Here is a 16,765-nt window from a genome sequence, read left to right as displayed (position 1 = left end):
GTAACGTCAGAGTACAGAAACTTCGGCCCGGATCCCGCTCTAGATACCCAGATCGGCCTCGAACGAAGCATCCTGCAGACGCTGCTTGATCGTGGTCAGGAAGCGACCTGCGTCGGCGCCGTCGACGAGACGGTGGTCGTACGTCAGGGGCAGGTAGACCATCGAGCGAACACCGATGGACTCGTTGCCCGCGTCGTCCTTGACGACGACCGGACGCTTGACGATCGCGCCGGTGCCGAGCATGGCCGCCTGCGGCGGAACCAGGATCGGGGTGTCGAACAGGGCGCCCTGGCTACCGATGTTGGTGATGGTGAAGGTGCCACCGGACAGCTCGTCGGGCTTCAGTCCGCCCGAGCGCGCCCGCGATGCGATGTCCGCGATTGCCCGTGCCAGACCGGCGAGCGACAGGTCGCCCGCGTTGTGGATGACGGGAGAGAGCAGACCCTGATCGGTGTCCACGGCGATGCCGAGGTGGACATCGGCGTGGTACGTGATCTCCTTCTTGTCCTCGTCGATGCTGGCGTTGACGTTGGGGTGCGCCTTCAGTGCCTCGACGACGGCCTTGGCGAAGAACGGCAGGTACGTCAGGTTGACGCCCTCGTTGTCCTTGAACGTGGCCTTGGCGCGGGTGCGCAGTGCCGCGATCTTGGTGACGTCGACCTCGTGGGTCTGGGTCAGCTGTGCGGAGGTCTGCAGCGATTCGCGCGTCTTCTTCGCCGTGATCTGGCGAATACGGTTGATCTTCTGCGTGGTTCCGCGCAGGTGAGCAAGTTCCGGGCGAACACCCGCGGTGGCGGGAGCGGCCGGAGCCGATGCTGCAGGCGCGGCCGATGCTGCGGCGGGAGCAGCGGCAGGAGCCTTCTTGGCCTCGGCTGCGGCGAGAACATCCTGCTTGCGGATACGGCCACCGACGCCGGTGCCCGTGACCGACGTCAGATCGACGCCGTTGTCCGCGGCCAGCTTGCGGACGAGCGGGGTGACGTACGGCGTCGAACCCGACGCATCCGCCTTGGCGGTGTCCTGCTTGGGGGCTTCCTGCTTCGGAGCTTCCTTGGGTGCCTCCTGCTTCGGGGCTGCCTTCGGTGCTTCCTGCTTGGGAGCTTCCTTCACGGGCTCGGGTGCGGGAGCGGGCTTCTCGGGTTCCGGCGTCTTCTCCGGCTCCGGTGCCTTCTCGGCGGGGGCGCCGGATCCGATCACGGCCAGCTGCTCACCGATGGCGACGGTGTCGTCTTCCTCGGCGTTGATCTCCAGCAGCGTGCCGGCAACGGGGGACGGGATCTCGGTGTCGACCTTGTCGGTGGACACCTCGAGCAGCGGCTCGTCGACAGCGACCTCGTCGCCCACGGCCTTGAGCCATCGGGTGACGGTTCCCTCGGTGACGGACTCGCCCAGCTCGGGCATCTTGACAGGCGTACCGGATCCGGTCGACTCAGACTTGGCAGCCGGTGCGGGGACCTCTTCCTCGGCCTGCGGCTCGGGCTCGGCAGCGGGCGTCGGCTCCTCGGCGGCGGCCGGCTCCTCTGCGGGAGCGGCTTCCTCGGCGGGTGCGGATGCCTCGCCTGCTTCACCGATCTGCGCGAGTTCACCACCGATCTCGACGGTGTCGTCTTCCTGGGCCACGATCTTCGTCAGAACGCCAGCGACGGGGGACGGGATTTCGGTATCGACCTTGTCCGTCGATACTTCGAGCAACGGCTCGTCGACCTCGACGGTGTCGCCCTCCTGCTTGAGCCACCTCGTGACAGTTCCCTCGGTGACGCTCTCACCAAGAGCTGGCATCTGGACGGAGAAGGCCATGTCTGTTGACTCCTCGACAGTTGTATGCGGGTATTTTCGGTCCGGCGACTTGTGGTCGTGGACCATTCTGCTGGCGTTGCTGGGGTCGCGGACGTTACTTGCGATAATTGCGACCTTCACAATCCATCCTTCCATCCTCGGCGATCGCGTGTTCCCCGAGGGCGGCTGTTGCGCTGGCAAACTGGTGAGTAACCAAAGTTCGGAACGATCGCGACCGCAGTCTCGGCGCACACACGAAGGAGTCACCGATGGGGTTGTTCGGCCGTTTCTCACGACGCGGGGGCAGAGGTAGACGCGGTGGAGACAGCTCTGCCGCGGACTACCTCGCCGACTGGACGGCAGCGCGCACGGGGGTCGAGGCGTTCGTCGAACCCAAGACCACAGTGACTCCTGTCACTGTCGTTCTCGTCGCGAAAGACGGGGAGTGGACCCGTCGAGCCGTCGACGAGCGCAGCATCCGAAAGCTTGGTCCGGACCTGAAGATCCCCGTCTACGACGTTCGCAAGACGGGGTATCCACAACGCATGCGCGACCACGACGCTCGGCAGAAGATTCTTCGCAAGCGGGCCGAAGGCTTGTGAGTCGACCCGAGGGTCGTGAGTGAAAATGTAGAGCGGGCTCTACATTTTCACTCACGGGGCGCTAGCCGTTTTCGACGATGTCCTCCAGTACCGCGAACATCGTGCGCACGGGAACTCCGGTGCCGCCCTTGCCGACGTAACCGAACGGGCCGCCGGTGTTGTACGCCGGTCCTGCGACATCGATGTGCGCCCACTCGACGCCCTCGGCGACGAACTCCTTCAGGAACAGCGCAGCGGCCAACATGCCGCCCGCGCGGTTGTTGGTCACGTTCGCGAGGTCGGCCACCTTGGAGTCGAGCTCGCGGCGAATCTCCTTGGGTAGCGGCATCGCCCAGCCGTCCTCGCCGACGGCCTGTGAGATCTCCGCGACACGGTCACGGAACTCGTCGGTGCCCATGACACCCGGAGTGCGGTTTCCGAGCGCGACGACCTGAGCGCCCGTGAGCGTCGCGGTGTCGATGAGGTAGTCGGGATCGTCCTCGCACGCGCGCACGATGGCGTCGGCGAGCACGAGACGGCCTTCGGCATCGGTGTTGATGACCTCGACGGTGATGCCGCCGTACTGCGTCAGCACGTCACCGGGACGCTGCGCTGTGCCCGACGGCATGTTCTCGGCCATCGGAACCGTCGCGACGACGTCGAGTTCCAGTCCGACCTTCGCCGCGAGGATGACGGTCGCGATGACGGCGGCAGCGCCGGCCATGTCCGACGTCATGTTCTCCATGCCTGCCGCGGGCTTGATCGAGATGCCGCCGGTGTCGAACGTGATGCCCTTGCCGACGAGTGCCACCTTCTTGGACTTTCGCTTGCCGCCCGCGTGCGTCAGTCGCACGAGACGAGGCAACCGCGACGACCCCTTGCCGACGCCGTGAATGCCGCCGTAGCCACCCTTTTCGAGCGCCTTGTCGTCGAGGATTTCGACCTTCAGTCCGACGTCGGTGCCGAGTTCCTTCGCGCGGGCCGCGAACGCCTCAGGGTAGAGGTGGCTCGGGGGAGTGTTGACGAAGTCGCGTGCGATCGCGACGGATTCCGCGATGGCGATCGACCGGGCGAGCTCGGCCTTCGCTTCTCGTGCGCGGACATTGGGGACGAGCAGTTCGACGCGGCCGAGCGGGCCCGCGTCCGGGCCGGGGGCGGACAACGACGACTTGAACTCCGTGAAGCTGTACGCCCCGAGGAAGAAACCCTCGGCAGCTGCGCCCAGATCCAGCGACGAGAGGGTCGTGGCGACGGTGGTGGTACCTGCCAACGCCCGGGCCGCCGTTCCTGCCGATCGACGAATCCGCTCGTCGTCGATGTCGGCGGACTTGCCGAGACCGACGGCGAGGACGCTTCCGACGGCCAATCCCGCCGGGGCGGGGATGCGCGTCAGCTCGTCTGCTTTACCCGTGGCGCCGACCGTCTCGAATGCGTCGAGAAGTCCGGAGGAAACGGCGTCGTCGGAAATGTCGTCGGTGATGACGAGCTCCAGCCCGTCCTCGCTTGTACTCAGCGCGACGACGAGTACGTCGACGTTCTTGCCGAGGCGGCCGGCCAAAACCAGGTCGGGTCCGAGAGTCCGGGATGCGGAGGAAGGCACTGAGCAGCTCCTACGAGTGGGAAGAGATTGTCGGTCCACTCGATCGTAGTGATCGCACCTCGTCCGATAGCGTTGGCCGCTATGAGCGACGAACTCCTGCGAGGCCCGGTTCACGATGTCCATGTCGACCTCGGCGCGACGTTCGCTCCGTTCGGTGGCTGGGAGATGCCGGTGTCGTACGCCGGTGTGGTCGCCGAGCACAAGGCGGTCCGCGAGAGTGTCGGCGTGTTCGACGTCAGCCACCTCGGCAAGGCTCTGGTGTCCGGCCCGGGTGCCGCCGACTTCGTCAACAGGGCGCTGACGAACGATCTGGGCCGCGTCGGACCCGGCAAGGCGCAATACACGTTGTGCTGCACCGAATCCGGTGGAGTCGTCGACGATCTGATCGCCTACTTCGTCGGCCCCGACGAGGTCTTCCTGATCCCCAATGCCGCCAATACGGCTGCGGTCGTCGCCGCACTCTCGGAGAAGGCGCCGGAGGGAATCACGGTGGTGGATCAGCATCGTGAGTACGGAGTGCTGGCCGTGCAGGGCCCGGGTTCGCGAGGCGTCGTCGAGCAGTTGGGTCTGCCGGTCGACATGGAGTACATGGCGTTCGAGGACGCGCTGTGGGGCGAGATCCCGGTTCGCGTGTGTCGCACCGGATACACCGGTGAGCACGGATACGAGCTGGTCCCGTCGTGGTCCGACGCCGACGCTCTCTTCCGCGCGTTGGTCGACGCCGTCCGCGCAGCCGGGGGTCAGGTTGCCGGGCTCGGCGCGCGTGACACGCTGCGCACGGAGATGGGGTACCCGCTGCACGGACACGAGCTGTCGCTCGACATCTCGCCGGTCGAGGCGCGGTGCGGGTGGGCCGTCGGCTGGAAGAAGGACGCGTTCTGGGGCAAGGACGCTCTCGCCGCCGAGAAAGCAGCTGGACCGGCTCGAACGATTCGTGGCATCAAGGCACTGGGACGCGGCGTCCTGCGACCCGGGCTGACGGTGAGCCACGACGGTTCGGCGATCGGCACGACGACGTCGGGCACGTTCTCGCCGTCACTCGGAGTGGGAATCGCGTTGGCGCTCGTCGACACCGCGGCCGGTGTGTCCGACGGCGACGAGGTCGAGGTCGACGTGCGTGGGCGGGCGTTGAAATGCGCGATCGTGGCACCACCGTTCGTCACGCCGAACACCAAGTGAGCCGGGTTACGGTCGTTCGATAAGATTTGTCCTCATGACTGGCCTACCCGAATTCACCCGTGTGCAGCATCCCTCTCCCGCGCCGTCGGAGGCCAGGGAGGCCGTACTTGCTGCGCCGGGGTTCGGGAAGTTCTTCACCGACCACATGGCGATCGTCGACTACACCGCGGACAAGGGCTGGCACGACGCCACGATCACCCCGTACGGGCCGATCGAGTTGGATCCGGCGGCGATGGTCCTGCACTACGGGCAGGCGATCTTCGAGGGTCTGAAGGTCTACCGCCAGCCGAACGGTGAATTCGCGTCGTTCCGTGTCACGGCGAACGCCGAGCGCTTCCGGTCCTCGGCTCGTCGGCTCGCGATGCCGGAACTACCCGACGAGCTGTTCATCGGGTCGATCGAACAGCTACTCGCCGCAGATCACGCGTGGGTCCCGGAAGCCGGCGGCGAGGACGCTCTCTACCTGCGCCCGTTCATGTTCTCCACCGAAGCCGGGCTCGGTGTGCGTCCGGCGAACGACTACCGATACATGCTGATCGCGTCTCCGGCGGGCGCCTACTTCCCGCGTGGGGTCAAGCCGGTCAGCGTCTGGCTGTCCACCGAGTACGTGCGCGCCGCTCCTGGCGGAACGGGCGCGGCCAAGTTCGCAGGCAACTACGCTGCATCGCTTCTCGCACAGGCGCAGGCCAGCGAGCAGGGATGCGATCAGGTCGTCTGGCTCGACGCCATCGAGCGCCGCTACGTCGAGGAGATGGGAGGCATGAACCTGTTCTTCGTCTTCGGCTCCGGCTCGGACGCGCGGCTGGTCACGCCGTCGCTGTCGGGCTCGTTGCTTCCGGGTATCACGCGCGATTCGTTGCTCGCACTTGCGACCGACTCCGGAATTCCCGTGGAGGAGCGTCGTATCTCGACGGAGGAGTGGCAGAAGAAGGCCGAGTCAGGTGAAATCACCGAGGTCTTCGCGTGTGGCACGGCCGCTGTCATCACTCCGGTCGGCAGCGTGAAGTCTGCCGACGGGGAGTTCACGATCGCCGACGGCGAGCCCGGTGAGATCACGCTTGCACTGCGGGACACCCTCACCGGCATTCAGCGTGGAACGTTCGCCGACACCCACGGGTGGATGACGACGCTTCGCTGAGTCGCTTCGGTCCTATCGGCCGCCGAGCAGGAGGCCGACGACGGTGATCGCCGTCGTCACCTCTACGACGGCGCCCAGCACGTCGCCGCTGAGTCCGCCGAACCGTCGGCAGCAATGACGGACGGCCAGTTCGGTGAACATCGCCGCAGCGGCGACGACGATCGGGCCCTGCCACCACCGGTCGTCGACGAGGAAGGTCGACAGGCCAAGCGCGGCGATCATCCAGATCGCGATGACGTACGCCTGCTGCGTCCCGGCCACCAGAGCGCCGAAACCGCGCTCGGACGCGGCGGGGACTCCTCGGCGGCATGCGAGGACGACACAGACGCGTCCGACGACGGCGGCGAACACGATGGACCACCATGCATGCCGATCTGCCAGCGACGCGAATCCCGTTGCCTGCACAGCGAATACGACGACGATCGCGGCGACGCCGAACGGGCCCGCTCCACCCGACTGCATGACTTCTCGTGCGCGTTCCGGTGGTCCGTAGCAGCCCAATCCGTCGACGGTGTCGGCGAGACCGTCGACGTGCATGCCGCGAGTGACGAGCGCGAGCAGTCCGACCGCGAGAAAGCCTGCGAGAATTCCGTTCAGTGAACCTGCGCCCGCGGCCCACAGTGTCAGCGCCGCAAGCGAACCCAACAGAAGCCCGACGAGCGGCGCCGACGCGATGGCCTTGGTTGCCGCGGCTCGATCGACCTGCTGCGGTCCCCGGACGGGCAGAACCGTCAACCAGGACAGTGCGAGTGCAGGGCCGACGATTGCCGCGCGCATGGTCAGCGGTCGGGAGTGGCTTCGGTGCTGACTCCGGCGTCGGCGAACGTCGACATCTGCGACAGCGTCGCGATCGCCGCGTGGATCAAGGGAAGCGCGACGAGGGCGCCCGATCCTTCGCCGAGCCGCATGTCCAACTCGAGAAGTGGCTCGATACGCAAGTGCCGCAGGGCGATCGAGTGAGCGGGTTCGGTGGAACGGTGACCGGCGACCCACCATTCACGAGCGCCGCGTGCGGCTTCCTCGGCGACGAGCGCTGCCGCGGTGACGACGACGCCGTCCAGAATCACCGGCGTGCGACGATGTGCTGCTTGCGCGACGAAGCCTGCCATCGCGGCGATGTCGGCGCCGCCCGCAACCCGCAGAAGCGCCACCGGATCCTTGACGACCGGTCGCGCCCGTCGCATCGCGTCACGAATCGCGGCGGTCTTGCGCATCCATCCCGCGTCGTCGACGCCGGTGCCGCGCCCGACCGCGGCGACGGGTTCGGTGTCGGTCAAAGCTGCGATCAAAGCTGTTGCGGGAGTGGTGTTTCCGATTCCCATATCGCCTGCGACGAGCAGGTCCGCGCCACTGTCGACCTCCTCGTCGGCGATGGCCCGACCCGCGTCGATCGCAGCACGAACTTCCTCTTCGGTGAGGGCGTCCTCGCGGTCGATCGAACCGCTGGAGCGTCGTACCTTGTAGTTGCTGACGGACGGATCGGTATCGGAATCGACCGAGATGTCGACGACGCGAACCGTGGCGCCCGCGGTCGCCGCCAGAGCGTTGACGGCCGCTCCGCCGGCCAGGAAGTTCGCGACCATCTGACCGGTCACTTCGGCGGGGTAGGCCGACACGCCGTGAGCGGTGACGCCGTGGTCACCGGCGAACACGACGACGCGTGGGCGCGTCAAAGGCTGTGGGGGACAGGCATCCTGGCATGCCGCAATCCACTCGCCGATCTCTTCGATCCGGCCGAGGCTCCCTGCAGGCTTGGTCAGGATTCGCTGTCGTTCCGACGCGGCCTTGCGCGCGTCCGCCGACGGCGGAGACACCGGCCGCAACGGCGTCGACAGTTCGGTGGGGTCCGAATTCGCGGTCACTGCCGACCCTTTCGTGGAAGTGGAGTGTCGGAACTTTTCAACACGAGGGGGAGGCCCGCCACGACGAGTACGACGGAGTCGCACACTGCCGCGAGAGACGAGTTCAGTGAGCCGATCTCGTCCTGGAACAGTCGGCCGGCGCGAGTCTCCGGGACGACGCTCATCCCCACCTCGGGGCTGACGAGAATCAGGTGCCCGGTGGCTGCTGCGACGGCATCGACGACGGCGTCGACGCGCGGCCCGACGGTCCCGCGGGGGCTGTCCCAGGCGTTCAGGTCGTCGAACGTGTGGGTCAGCCAAGTGCCCAGGTCGTCGACGATGGTGCTGCCGGACTCCTCGCCGATGACCTCCGCGAGGTTCGCCGAGGCCTCGACGGTGGACCACTGCTCCGGCCGTCGCGCGCGGTGATCGTCGATGCGGGCTTCCCAGTCCGCGTCGGACGGATCACGCCGTCCGGTCGCGACGTATCGAACGGGCGATGAGCTGTCGACGAGAGCTTCCGCGTACGCCGACTTTCCCGACCGTGTGCCGCCGAGAACGAGGATGCGCTGGCTCGGCGTCACAGGTCAGACAGCCGCGCCGCGATCGACGCGAGGCTTCGGAGCTCGCATCTTGCGAATCTGCGAGGCACGAACGAAGGAATACCAGCCGAGCTTGAATCCGCCGTCGGCGGTGTCGGGGAACCGCGCGCGGACACGGTTGTTCACGAGGCGGCCCAGGAAGATGCCCTCGATGACCATGAACAGCATCATGACGAACATCGCGAGCGTCACGTACGCCTGAACCGCGGGATTCAGGAACAGCGCGAAGATCAGCAGCAAGGCCATCGGCATGAACAGGCCGACGAGATTGCGCCGGGCGTCGACGATGTCGCGCACGTAGGCGCGAACCGGGCCCTTGTCGCGGGGAAGGAGGTACTTGTCCTCGCCCGCCAGCATCCGTTCGCGACGATCGGCGGACGCTGCCCGCCGTTCCTCGGACGCCTTTTTGCGATCGGCCTTGGACCCGCGGTTTGCCTTACGGCGTTCGCGCGCTTCCTTGCTCGTCATCGGCGGGGGAGCCACGGGTCCCCGGCGGCGGGCCTCGGCCTCACGCCGCTTGGGCGTCGGGCGGCCCTTGCCGAGCGATGCGTTCGACGACGAGTCCTCGGTGGATTCAGAGGACTCGACGGACTGGGAATCGCGATCGTCCGAATTGTCAGAGTTTCCGCGGCGTAGCAACTTCACACTCCCAGGTTATCGGCTCGGCGGCGTTGAGCGAACACCGGCCACGTCACCGCGGGCCGAGGACCCGACATCATGCTCGTGAAATACACGTGGAGTGTGAGGAATACAAGCGCGCGGAGTACGGTTGAGACGTTCACGGGTTTGTACGACTGACAGGGAGAGCCCATGACCGTCTCGAACGACACCATCACGCACAAGGTCACGATGACAGAAGCAGCGTCGTCGAAGGCCAAGGCGTTGCTGGATCAAGAAGGCCGCGACGACCTCGCGCTGCGTATCGCCGTCCAGCCCGGTGGCTGTGCAGGCCTGCGCTATCAGCTCTTCTTCGACGACCGTAGCCTCGACGGCGACCTCGCAGTGGACTTCAACGGAGTCACGCTGGCTGTCGACCGGATGAGTGCTCCGTACGTCGAGGGTGCGTCCATCGACTTCGTGGACACGATCGAGAAGCAGGGCTTCACGATCGACAACCCGAACGCAACAGGCTCGTGTGCCTGCGGCGATTCGTTCAACTGAGCTGAAGCACCGAGCAACAGAAACCGGTACTCACCCTGAGGGTGGGTACCGGTTTCAGTGCTGTTCGAGGCACGTTTTCGCCCAAGATATGGGGTACCGCCGAGTAGGGTGGACTCCGCATCGCACACGACCGAAAGGCCCAAGTACGTGACACTCGCGGTATCGGGATCGATTGCGACCGATCACCTGATGCGATTCCCGGGCAAGTTCGCCGAGCAGCTGGTCGCAGACCAACTCTCGAACATCTCGCTGAGCTTCCTCGTCGACGATCTGGTGATCCGGAAGGGTGGCGTCGGCGGAAACATCGCCTACGCGCTCGGCGTTCTGGGCGGTTCTCCGCTCCTGGTCGGGGCTGTCGGGCCCGATTTCGGCGAATACCGGTCGTGGCTCGAATCCAACGGTGTCGACTGCTCCGGTGTCCGGGTGTCCACCACCGCGCACACCGCGCGGTTCGTCTGCACGACCGACGACGACATGGCACAGATCGCGTCGTTCTACCCCGGTGCGATGAGCGAAGCGCGGGAGATCGCGATCGGCGACGTCGCAGCGGACGGAACCGTCGAACTCGTGCTGATCGGCGCCAACGATCCCGACGCGATGCTCGCCCACACCACGCAGTGCCGCGAGGCAGGCATTCCGTTCGCCGCCGACCCGTCGCAGCAGCTGGCCCGGTTGAACGGTGACCAAGCACGTGAGCTCGTCGACGGCGCGGCGTACCTGTTCACCAACGAATACGAGTGGGGACTTCTCCGTCAGAAGACGGGCCTGTCGGAAGACGACATCGCGTCGCTCGTGGGCATACGCGTCACCACGCTCGGAAAGTCGGGCGTCGAGATAGTCACCGCCGACGGCGTCCGCACGCACGTCGAGGTCGTCCCGGAGACCAGCAAGGTCGATCCGACAGGTGTCGGCGACGGCTTCCGGGCAGGCTTCCTCGTCGCCCATCGCGCCGGCGCATCCGTCGAGCGTGCGGCCCAGCTGGGATCGCTCGTCGCTGTGCTGGTGCTCGAGACCACGGGAACGCAGGAGTGGACGTTCGATCGCGACGACGCTCTGAAGCGCCTCGGTGCCGCATACGGATCGGCTGCCGCCGAGGAGATCGGCGCGCTGCTTCCGGGCTGAAGCTCGTAACGCATCGATGGGCCGCCGCAACGTTTCATGCGTTGCGACGGCCCATCGATGTTTCGGTGGATCGTGAGAATCAGAGACTGACCGGGTAGGTCGGTTCGGCGATCGTCGGCACGATGCGCTTCTCGACGAAAATTCCGTGCCACACCATGAAGATCAACACCGTCCAGAGTCGGCGGCTGTGGTCCGACCTGCCTTCGCGGTGCTCGTTCAGCATCGCGGTGATGGCGGCCTTGTTCAGGATGTGATCGGTCTCGGATTCGGCGATCTGCTGATGTGCCCAGTCGAACAGTTCCGTGCCGCGCAGCCAATGCCGCAGCGGCACAGGGAAACCGAGCTTGGCGCGGTGCAGGACATGGCCCGGGACGATTCCCTCCAGTGCTTGGCGCAGGGCGTACTTGGTCGTGTCCTTGGTGATCTTCTGATCCAGCGGGAGCTTCTCGGCAACCGCGAACACCTCGGAATCGAGGAACGGCACGCGCAGTTCCAGTGAATTGGCCATCGTGATCTTGTCGGCCTTGACCAGAATGTCGCCGCGAAGCCACGTGAACAGATCGAGGTGCTGCATACGCGCGACGGGGTCCCAGCCCTCGGACTGCGCGTAGATCGGAGCCGTGACGTCGGTGTGCGTCCATTCGGGACGGAAATCACGCAGCACCGCCCGTAGTTGCGCGTCGCCGAAGCTCCTGGCATTGCCGTAGTAGCGCTCCTCCAGCGTCATCGAGCCCCGATGCAGGAGACTCTTGCCGCGGGTGCCGTCGGGAATTCTCTCGCTCAGCGCGCCCGCTGCACGACGCAACCCCTGGGGCAGATAGTCGAACGGCTTCAGCGACAACGGTTCCCGGTAGATGGTGTATCCGCCGAAGAGTTCGTCTGCGCCCTCGCCGGACAGTACGACCTTGACGTGTTTGCGTGCTTCCTTCGCGACGAAGTACAGCGGCACCAACGCGGGATCGGCGACCGGGTCGTCGAGGTACCAGACGATCTCGGGAATCGACGCTGCGAACTCTTCGGGACCGACGACCTTGACGACGTGGCGCGCACCGATGGCCGCGGCCGACTCCGCGGCGACGTCGACCTCGGAATACCCCTCGCGCTCGAACCCGGTGGTGAACGTGATCAGGTTCGGGTTGTGCCGCATCGCCAACGCGGCGATAGCGGTCGAATCGATGCCGCCGGACAGGAACGAGCCGACCGTGACGTCGGCGCGCATGTGCTTGGCGACGGAATCTTCCAGCGCCTCCGCGATCTCCTTGTATCGCGCTGCCTCGGAGCCGGCCGCGAAGGGCTTCACCGGGAACTTGGGCGTGAAGTAGCGGGTGATCTTCGGGGCTGTCCCGGGGGAGAGCGTCGCGTAGCAACCCGACTCGAGTCGACGGATCTCGCGGTGCAGCGTCTCCGGCTCGGGCACGTACTGCAAGACGGTGTAGTGCTCGGTCGCGCGCGGATCGAGTTCGGTGCCGATGCCGACGAGGTCGGTCAGCTCCAGCAGACTCTTCTTCTCGCTACCGAAGGCAGTTCCGCCGGAACCGGTGGCGAGGAACAACGGTTTGATGCCGAACGGGTCACGCGCGAGGAACAACTCACGGGTCTCGGTGTCCCATATGGCGAACGCGAACATTCCGCGTAACCGCCGGACAGCGTCGGCACCCCAATAGTGGAACGCCGCGACGATGGGCTCGCCGTCGCCCTCGGTGAAGAACTCGGCACCGTGGTCGCGCGTGAGTTCGTCGCGAAGCTCGATGTAGTTGTAGATCTCACCGTTGAAAGTGAGGGCATAACGCGTCGGATTGTCCGCAGGTCCCCAGCGCAGAGGCTGATGAGAATGCTCGATGTCGATGATCGACAAACGATTGAACCCGTAGATGACGTCGTCGTCGTGCCACGTTCCTGGTTCGTCGGGTCCGCGGTGGCGCATACAGTGCATGGCGGAGGAGACAAGGTCCACTCCCGCAGCGTCCGTGCCGGCCGACGTGAGTACACCGAGTAGTCCACACACAGCGTCCACTACCTCGTTTCGTAGATCGGAAAAGGGTTCCGCCGCGCCCGGTGCCTTGATCTACTCGTCGGTCGCGGCGTCGGGGTTCGAGTATGCCGCAGACACGGCGCGCGCAAGGTAACGACCCGACAGTGGCCTTGCCGCCCCTTTGGTCTACGCTGCGTAGTACATAGGGCATCTGCATGTGGGCGCCCTTATTCTTCAGTGGTGATCGATCAGGAAGGCGTGAACGTGGCGCAGAGTCGGATCCTTCGGCGAGCTGGGCTGACAGCATTTCTCGGCGTTGCCGCGTTGCTGTTGTCGGGCTGTTCCATCGACAACGATGTCCTGCGCTTCGGATTCCCGGTGGGTGTCACGCCCCAGGGTAAGTCGATTCGCGAATTGTGGACGTGGTCCGTGGTGGCAGCCCTGATCATGGGCATCATCGTGTGGGCTCTGATCTTCTGGGTGGTCATCTTCCACCGTAAGAAGAAGGACTCACCCGAGTTCCCGCGGCAGACGGCATACAACGTGCCCCTCGAACTCGCGTACACGGCAGTACCGTTCGTGATCATCGCAGTTCTGTTCTACTTCACGGTCGTCGTGCAGAACTACGTCGACGAGAAGACTCCTGATCCCGACGTGACTGTCGATGTCACGGCGTACCAGTGGAACTGGAAGTTCGGCTACCAGAGCGTCGACCTCAAGGACGGCGAAGCCAAGTACGACGGCATCGACCTCGAAGAGCAGGCAGCCTCGGAGGCCGCAGCCACTCCGGGTGAGGGCGCCGAAGGCAGCGAAGACGGTGAGTTCGTACCGGGAGCGATCCACGGCGCGAGCCCCCAGGACCTGTCCTACCTGAACTACAACAAGATCGAGACCGTCGGTACCAGCGAGGAAATCCCCGTTTTGGTTCTGCCGACCGGTAAGCGCATCGAGTTCGTTCTCGCATCCTCGGACGTCATCCACGGCTTCTGGGTCCCCGAGTTCCTGTTCAAGCGCGACGTGCTGCCGAACCCGAAGGAAAACCACTCGGACAACGTCTTCCAGATCTCCGAGATCGAACGCGAAGGCGCATTCGTGGGCCGCTGCACCGAAATGTGCGGCACGTTCCACGCGATGATGAACTTCGAGGTTCGCGCTGTGTCCCCGGCGGACTTCCAGGAATACATCGACCTGCGCAAGCCGCTGTCGGAAGGTGGCGAGGCGTTGACCAACGCACAGGCACTGGAAGCCATCGGCCAGTCTCCGATCGCGACAAGCACCACGCCGTTCAACACGGACCGCACCGTGAAGTCCGAATCCGTCGCCGAAGGCAACTGACCAAGAGAGAATGCTGATATGAAAATCGAAGCCAAGATCTTCGAGATCCTGACTGTCTTCTTTCTTCTGGTCGGGATCGTGTACGCCCTGTTCACCGGTTTCTCGCGTACCGGTGTCGAGTGGGCCGGTGTCACGGCCATCGCGCTGTCGGTCGGCCTGACGCTGATCATCGGCACGTACTTCCGATTCGTCGCCCGCCGTCTCGACACTCGTCCCGAGGACTTCGACGACGCCGAGATCAGCGACGGCGCGGGCGACCTGGGCTTCTTCAGCCCGGGCAGCTTCTGGCCGATCGTGCTCGCCGCCGCGGCCTCGGTCACGGCAATCGGCTTCGCGTTCTTCCTGTGGTGGCTCATCGCCTTCGGCGTCGTGCTGGTGCTGTCGGCAGCCGCAGGCCTGGTGTTCGAGTACCACGTCGGACCCGAGAAGCACTGATACAACGCTACATTCACGCCTCGAGTGTCGATCCTGGTTGCAGGATCGACACTCGAGGCGTTTTCGGCTTATATGGGTGAATCCTGCTGCTGGAGTGGCTTTCTTAGGGGAGAACGATCGCTTGCGCCACGATGACCCGCTCGCCGTCGAATGTGGCGGCCGGTGCGCCGTGCAGCACATAACCGTCGTCGAGTGCCGCGGACACCCGACGGCAGAAATCTGCGTCGTCGGGGCCGGTAAGAAGGCGATAACGCAGCCGTTCGGTGTCGCTCATGGCTCGACCTTATCGATCCCTGTAGCTACGATGCGACGCTAAGGTTGTGGTTCGAACGTATGTTCGATAAAATTGGCGCATGGGCGGGGATGCTGACATGATCGACGCGAATACTGGCGGTTCTGCCGGTGATTCGTCGGACGAGTCGTGGCGCAGATCCGAGAAGGAGCTACTGCAGGATGCGGTGGCGTTGTCGCAGCGGATCCAGGACTTGGAGATCGAACGTATCCGTCTGGTGCGCGCGATCGACGATCGAGTCCCCGCCGAAGTACTCGGGTTCAAGAACGTTCGGCCGTGGCTGGTGGCGTCGACGTTGCTCGACAACACCGCAGCCGGGCGCATCCTGGCCCTCGCCCGCGGACTGAAGAACCACAAGCAGGTGTCCGACGCGTTCGACACCGGATCGATGCCCATCGACCTCGCGGTGATGCTCCTCGGTTTCTGCGAGGAGCCTCCGGCGAAGATGCCCGACGAGGCGATGGAACCGGCACTCGCCGCCCTGATCGCCGCCGCGACGGGTCCCCGCGCCAACCGTGACGTCGTCAGGGCCGGCATCAAGACGCTCGAGCACATCTTCGACTCCGACGACCCGCCGCCGTCGGAAGACCTCGACCGCAACACCCTGCACGCCTCGACCACGATGAACGGCCGAGTCGCCGTCAAAGCGGACCTCGACGCTGCGACCGGAGAGCAGTTCCTCACAGCATTATCCGCGTTGTCGAAACCTGTTCCGGCGCAAGACGGCACCCCGGACCCGCGCACGCCGGCGAAACGCCGCGCCGATGGGTTCACCGAACTCGTCGAACGCTATCTGGCAGCAGGTAACGGACCGTCCGAAGGCGGCGAGAAGCCGCACATCAATCTGCACATCCGCGCCGATCATCTCGCCGATATCCACCGCACCCGCAACCACGAAACTCGAGACGACGAAACACGCGGCAGCGACGACGAGCGGTCCGGCGACGAGCACTGCTGGAACTCGTCCTGGGACAACGCACTGCACCGGCTACTCGCCGAGGAGGCGATCGCGTCGCTGACAGGCCGTGATGCTCCCGCCGATTGGGACATCACGGGCGGCTGGGACCCCACTCGATCCGAGGCTCTCCAGGCGAAGCTGTGGTCTCTCGGCGATACGTGGACCGAAGCCGATCACTGGGCGGCCTGGGGTGAGCAGATGGGTGCCAGCAGTGGGTCGGAAGCGCCGAACGAACGAGTGCGGGACACGTCCTTCTACCGCGACCTGATCGCCGACGCCGGTGTGGGCTGGGTTCCGTGGACCGGGCCGGTCACCGTCACGACCGCACGCAGGCTGTCGTGCGATTGCATCCTCACCCCGATGTTTCTCGACGAGAATCGCGTGCCGTTGAATCTCGGAAATACCGAACGGACGGCGACGCGAAAACAGCGTCGAGCATTGGTCGCCCGCGATCACGGGTGTGCGTTCCCGGGATGCACACAGCCCCCGGCGTGGACGCATGCCCACCACATCAAGCATTGGATCGACGGTGGCGCAACCGATCTCGACAACCTCGTGTTGCTGTGCGGTCACCACCACCGAATGCTGCACCACTCGGACTGGGAAGTGGTCATGGGCACCGACAGGCACCCCGAGTTCATCCCACCCGCGAGCGTCGATCCGTTCCGACGACCCGTGCCGTCCAATCGCAGCCCCCGAAGCAGCCCGAGTGCCCGAAGTAGAACCGGCCCATAGGAATCAGGCACACCGGAACCAGGCCGACGGGAACCAGG

At 65.3% G+C, this 16,765-nt stretch carries 16 protein-coding genes; 8 read left to right on the top strand and 8 right to left on the bottom strand.

Features of this window, described 5'->3' with window-relative positions; genetic code table 11:
• Positions 1–39 precede the first annotated feature (39 nt).
• Positions 40–1,797, bottom strand: a complete 1,758-nt coding sequence (gene sucB / locus CHB96_RS19105) for a 2-oxoglutarate dehydrogenase, E2 component, dihydrolipoamide succinyltransferase (protein ID WP_089249109.1) — start codon at positions 1,795–1,797, stop codon at positions 40–42.
• 248 nt (positions 1,798–2,045) lie between these two features.
• Between sucB and CHB96_RS19100 the strand changes: the two genes are divergently transcribed.
• Positions 2,046–2,378, top strand: a complete 333-nt coding sequence (locus CHB96_RS19100) for an oxidoreductase (RefSeq protein WP_089249107.1) — start codon at positions 2,046–2,048, stop codon at positions 2,376–2,378.
• 61 nt (positions 2,379–2,439) lie between these two features.
• Here the strand turns inward: CHB96_RS19100 and CHB96_RS19095 are convergent, their stop codons facing one another.
• Positions 2,440–3,957: a leucyl aminopeptidase gene (locus CHB96_RS19095; RefSeq protein ID WP_089249105.1), complete on the bottom strand. Its 1,518-nt coding sequence runs from the start codon at positions 3,955–3,957 to the stop codon at positions 2,440–2,442.
• Between the two features lie 81 nt (positions 3,958–4,038).
• Here CHB96_RS19095 and gcvT point away from each other — a divergent pair, with 81 nt between their 5' ends.
• Together gcvT and CHB96_RS19085 are read left to right on the top strand one after the other, a co-directional pair.
• Positions 4,039–5,136: a glycine cleavage system aminomethyltransferase GcvT gene (gene gcvT, locus CHB96_RS19090; protein WP_089249103.1), complete on the top strand. Its 1,098-nt coding sequence runs from the start codon at positions 4,039–4,041 to the stop codon at positions 5,134–5,136.
• A 34-nt stretch (positions 5,137–5,170) separates the two neighbouring features.
• A complete protein-coding gene (locus tag CHB96_RS19085) occupies positions 5,171–6,274 on the top strand; it encodes a branched-chain amino acid aminotransferase (protein WP_089249101.1) in 1,104 nt (367 codons plus the stop codon).
• Between the two features lie 12 nt (positions 6,275–6,286).
• On the opposite strand, the gene CHB96_RS19080 is transcribed toward CHB96_RS19085, so the two are convergent.
• Genes CHB96_RS19080 through CHB96_RS19065 form a run of 4 tightly spaced genes read right to left on the bottom strand, consistent with a single transcriptional unit; the run spans position 6,287 to position 9,362 of the window.
• Entirely contained in the window at positions 6,287–7,051 is a 765-nt protein-coding gene (locus tag CHB96_RS19080) for an adenosylcobinamide-GDP ribazoletransferase (RefSeq protein WP_089249099.1), read from the bottom strand.
• 2 nt (positions 7,052–7,053) lie between these two features.
• Positions 7,054–8,136 carry a nicotinate-nucleotide--dimethylbenzimidazole phosphoribosyltransferase gene (gene cobT, locus CHB96_RS19075; RefSeq protein ID WP_089249097.1) on the bottom strand — a complete coding sequence of 361 codons (1,083 nt, stop codon included), beginning with the start codon at positions 8,134–8,136 and terminating at the stop codon, positions 7,054–7,056.
• Complete coding sequence (gene cobU / locus CHB96_RS19070; protein ID WP_089249095.1) at positions 8,133–8,699, bottom strand: bifunctional adenosylcobinamide kinase/adenosylcobinamide-phosphate guanylyltransferase; 567 nt, start codon at positions 8,697–8,699, stop codon at positions 8,133–8,135. Before cobU ends, cobT begins: the two co-directional genes overlap by 4 nt.
• 3 nt (positions 8,700–8,702) lie before the next feature.
• Positions 8,703–9,362 carry a DUF3043 domain-containing protein gene (locus CHB96_RS19065; protein ID WP_089249093.1) on the bottom strand — a complete coding sequence of 220 codons (660 nt, stop codon included), beginning with the start codon at positions 9,360–9,362 and terminating at the stop codon, positions 8,703–8,705.
• Positions 9,363–9,527: 165 nt separating this feature from the next.
• On the opposite strand from CHB96_RS19065, the gene CHB96_RS19060 reads away from it, so the two are divergent.
• Both CHB96_RS19060 and CHB96_RS19055 read left to right on the top strand, forming a co-directional pair.
• Positions 9,528–9,878 (top strand): HesB/IscA family protein, encoded by a 351-nt coding sequence (locus CHB96_RS19060; protein ID WP_072802330.1) that lies wholly within the window; start codon positions 9,528–9,530, stop codon positions 9,876–9,878.
• A gap of 147 nt (positions 9,879–10,025) precedes the next feature.
• Positions 10,026–11,000, top strand: coding sequence for a carbohydrate kinase family protein (locus CHB96_RS19055; RefSeq protein WP_089249091.1), 975 nt, complete (start codon positions 10,026–10,028; stop codon positions 10,998–11,000).
• 79 nt (positions 11,001–11,079) lie between these two features.
• Here CHB96_RS19055 and asnB read toward each other — a convergent pair whose 3' ends face one another.
• Positions 11,080–13,005, bottom strand: a complete 1,926-nt coding sequence (asnB, locus tag CHB96_RS19050; RefSeq protein ID WP_089249234.1) for an asparagine synthase (glutamine-hydrolyzing) — start codon at positions 13,003–13,005, stop codon at positions 11,080–11,082.
• Between the two features lie 225 nt (positions 13,006–13,230).
• Between asnB and ctaC the strand changes: the two genes are divergently transcribed.
• Positions 13,231–14,307 carry an aa3-type cytochrome oxidase subunit II gene (gene ctaC, locus CHB96_RS19045; protein ID WP_089249089.1) on the top strand — a complete coding sequence of 359 codons (1,077 nt, stop codon included), beginning with the start codon at positions 13,231–13,233 and terminating at the stop codon, positions 14,305–14,307.
• Between the two features lie 18 nt (positions 14,308–14,325).
• Positions 14,326–14,742, top strand: coding sequence for a cytochrome c oxidase subunit 4 (locus CHB96_RS19040; protein WP_089249087.1), 417 nt, complete (start codon positions 14,326–14,328; stop codon positions 14,740–14,742).
• Between the two features lie 103 nt (positions 14,743–14,845).
• Here CHB96_RS19040 and CHB96_RS19035 read toward each other — a convergent pair whose 3' ends face one another.
• The gene (locus CHB96_RS19035; RefSeq protein ID WP_089249085.1) at positions 14,846–15,016 is read right to left on the bottom strand and encodes a DUF1737 domain-containing protein; all 171 of its coding nucleotides are present in this window, start codon (positions 15,014–15,016) and stop codon (positions 14,846–14,848) included.
• A gap of 79 nt (positions 15,017–15,095) precedes the next feature.
• On the opposite strand from CHB96_RS19035, the gene CHB96_RS19030 reads away from it, so the two are divergent.
• Positions 15,096–16,727, top strand: coding sequence for an HNH endonuclease signature motif containing protein (locus CHB96_RS19030; protein ID WP_089249083.1), 1,632 nt, complete (start codon positions 15,096–15,098; stop codon positions 16,725–16,727).
• The last annotated feature ends 38 nt before the right edge of the window (positions 16,728–16,765 follow it).

This window comes from Rhodococcoides kyotonense, from assembly GCF_900188125.1.
GTDB lineage: Bacteria > Actinomycetota > Actinomycetes > Mycobacteriales > Mycobacteriaceae > Rhodococcoides > Rhodococcoides kyotonense.
Note: the sequence above shows the minus strand (reverse complement) of the source record. Positions and strands in the feature narration are given on the sequence as shown.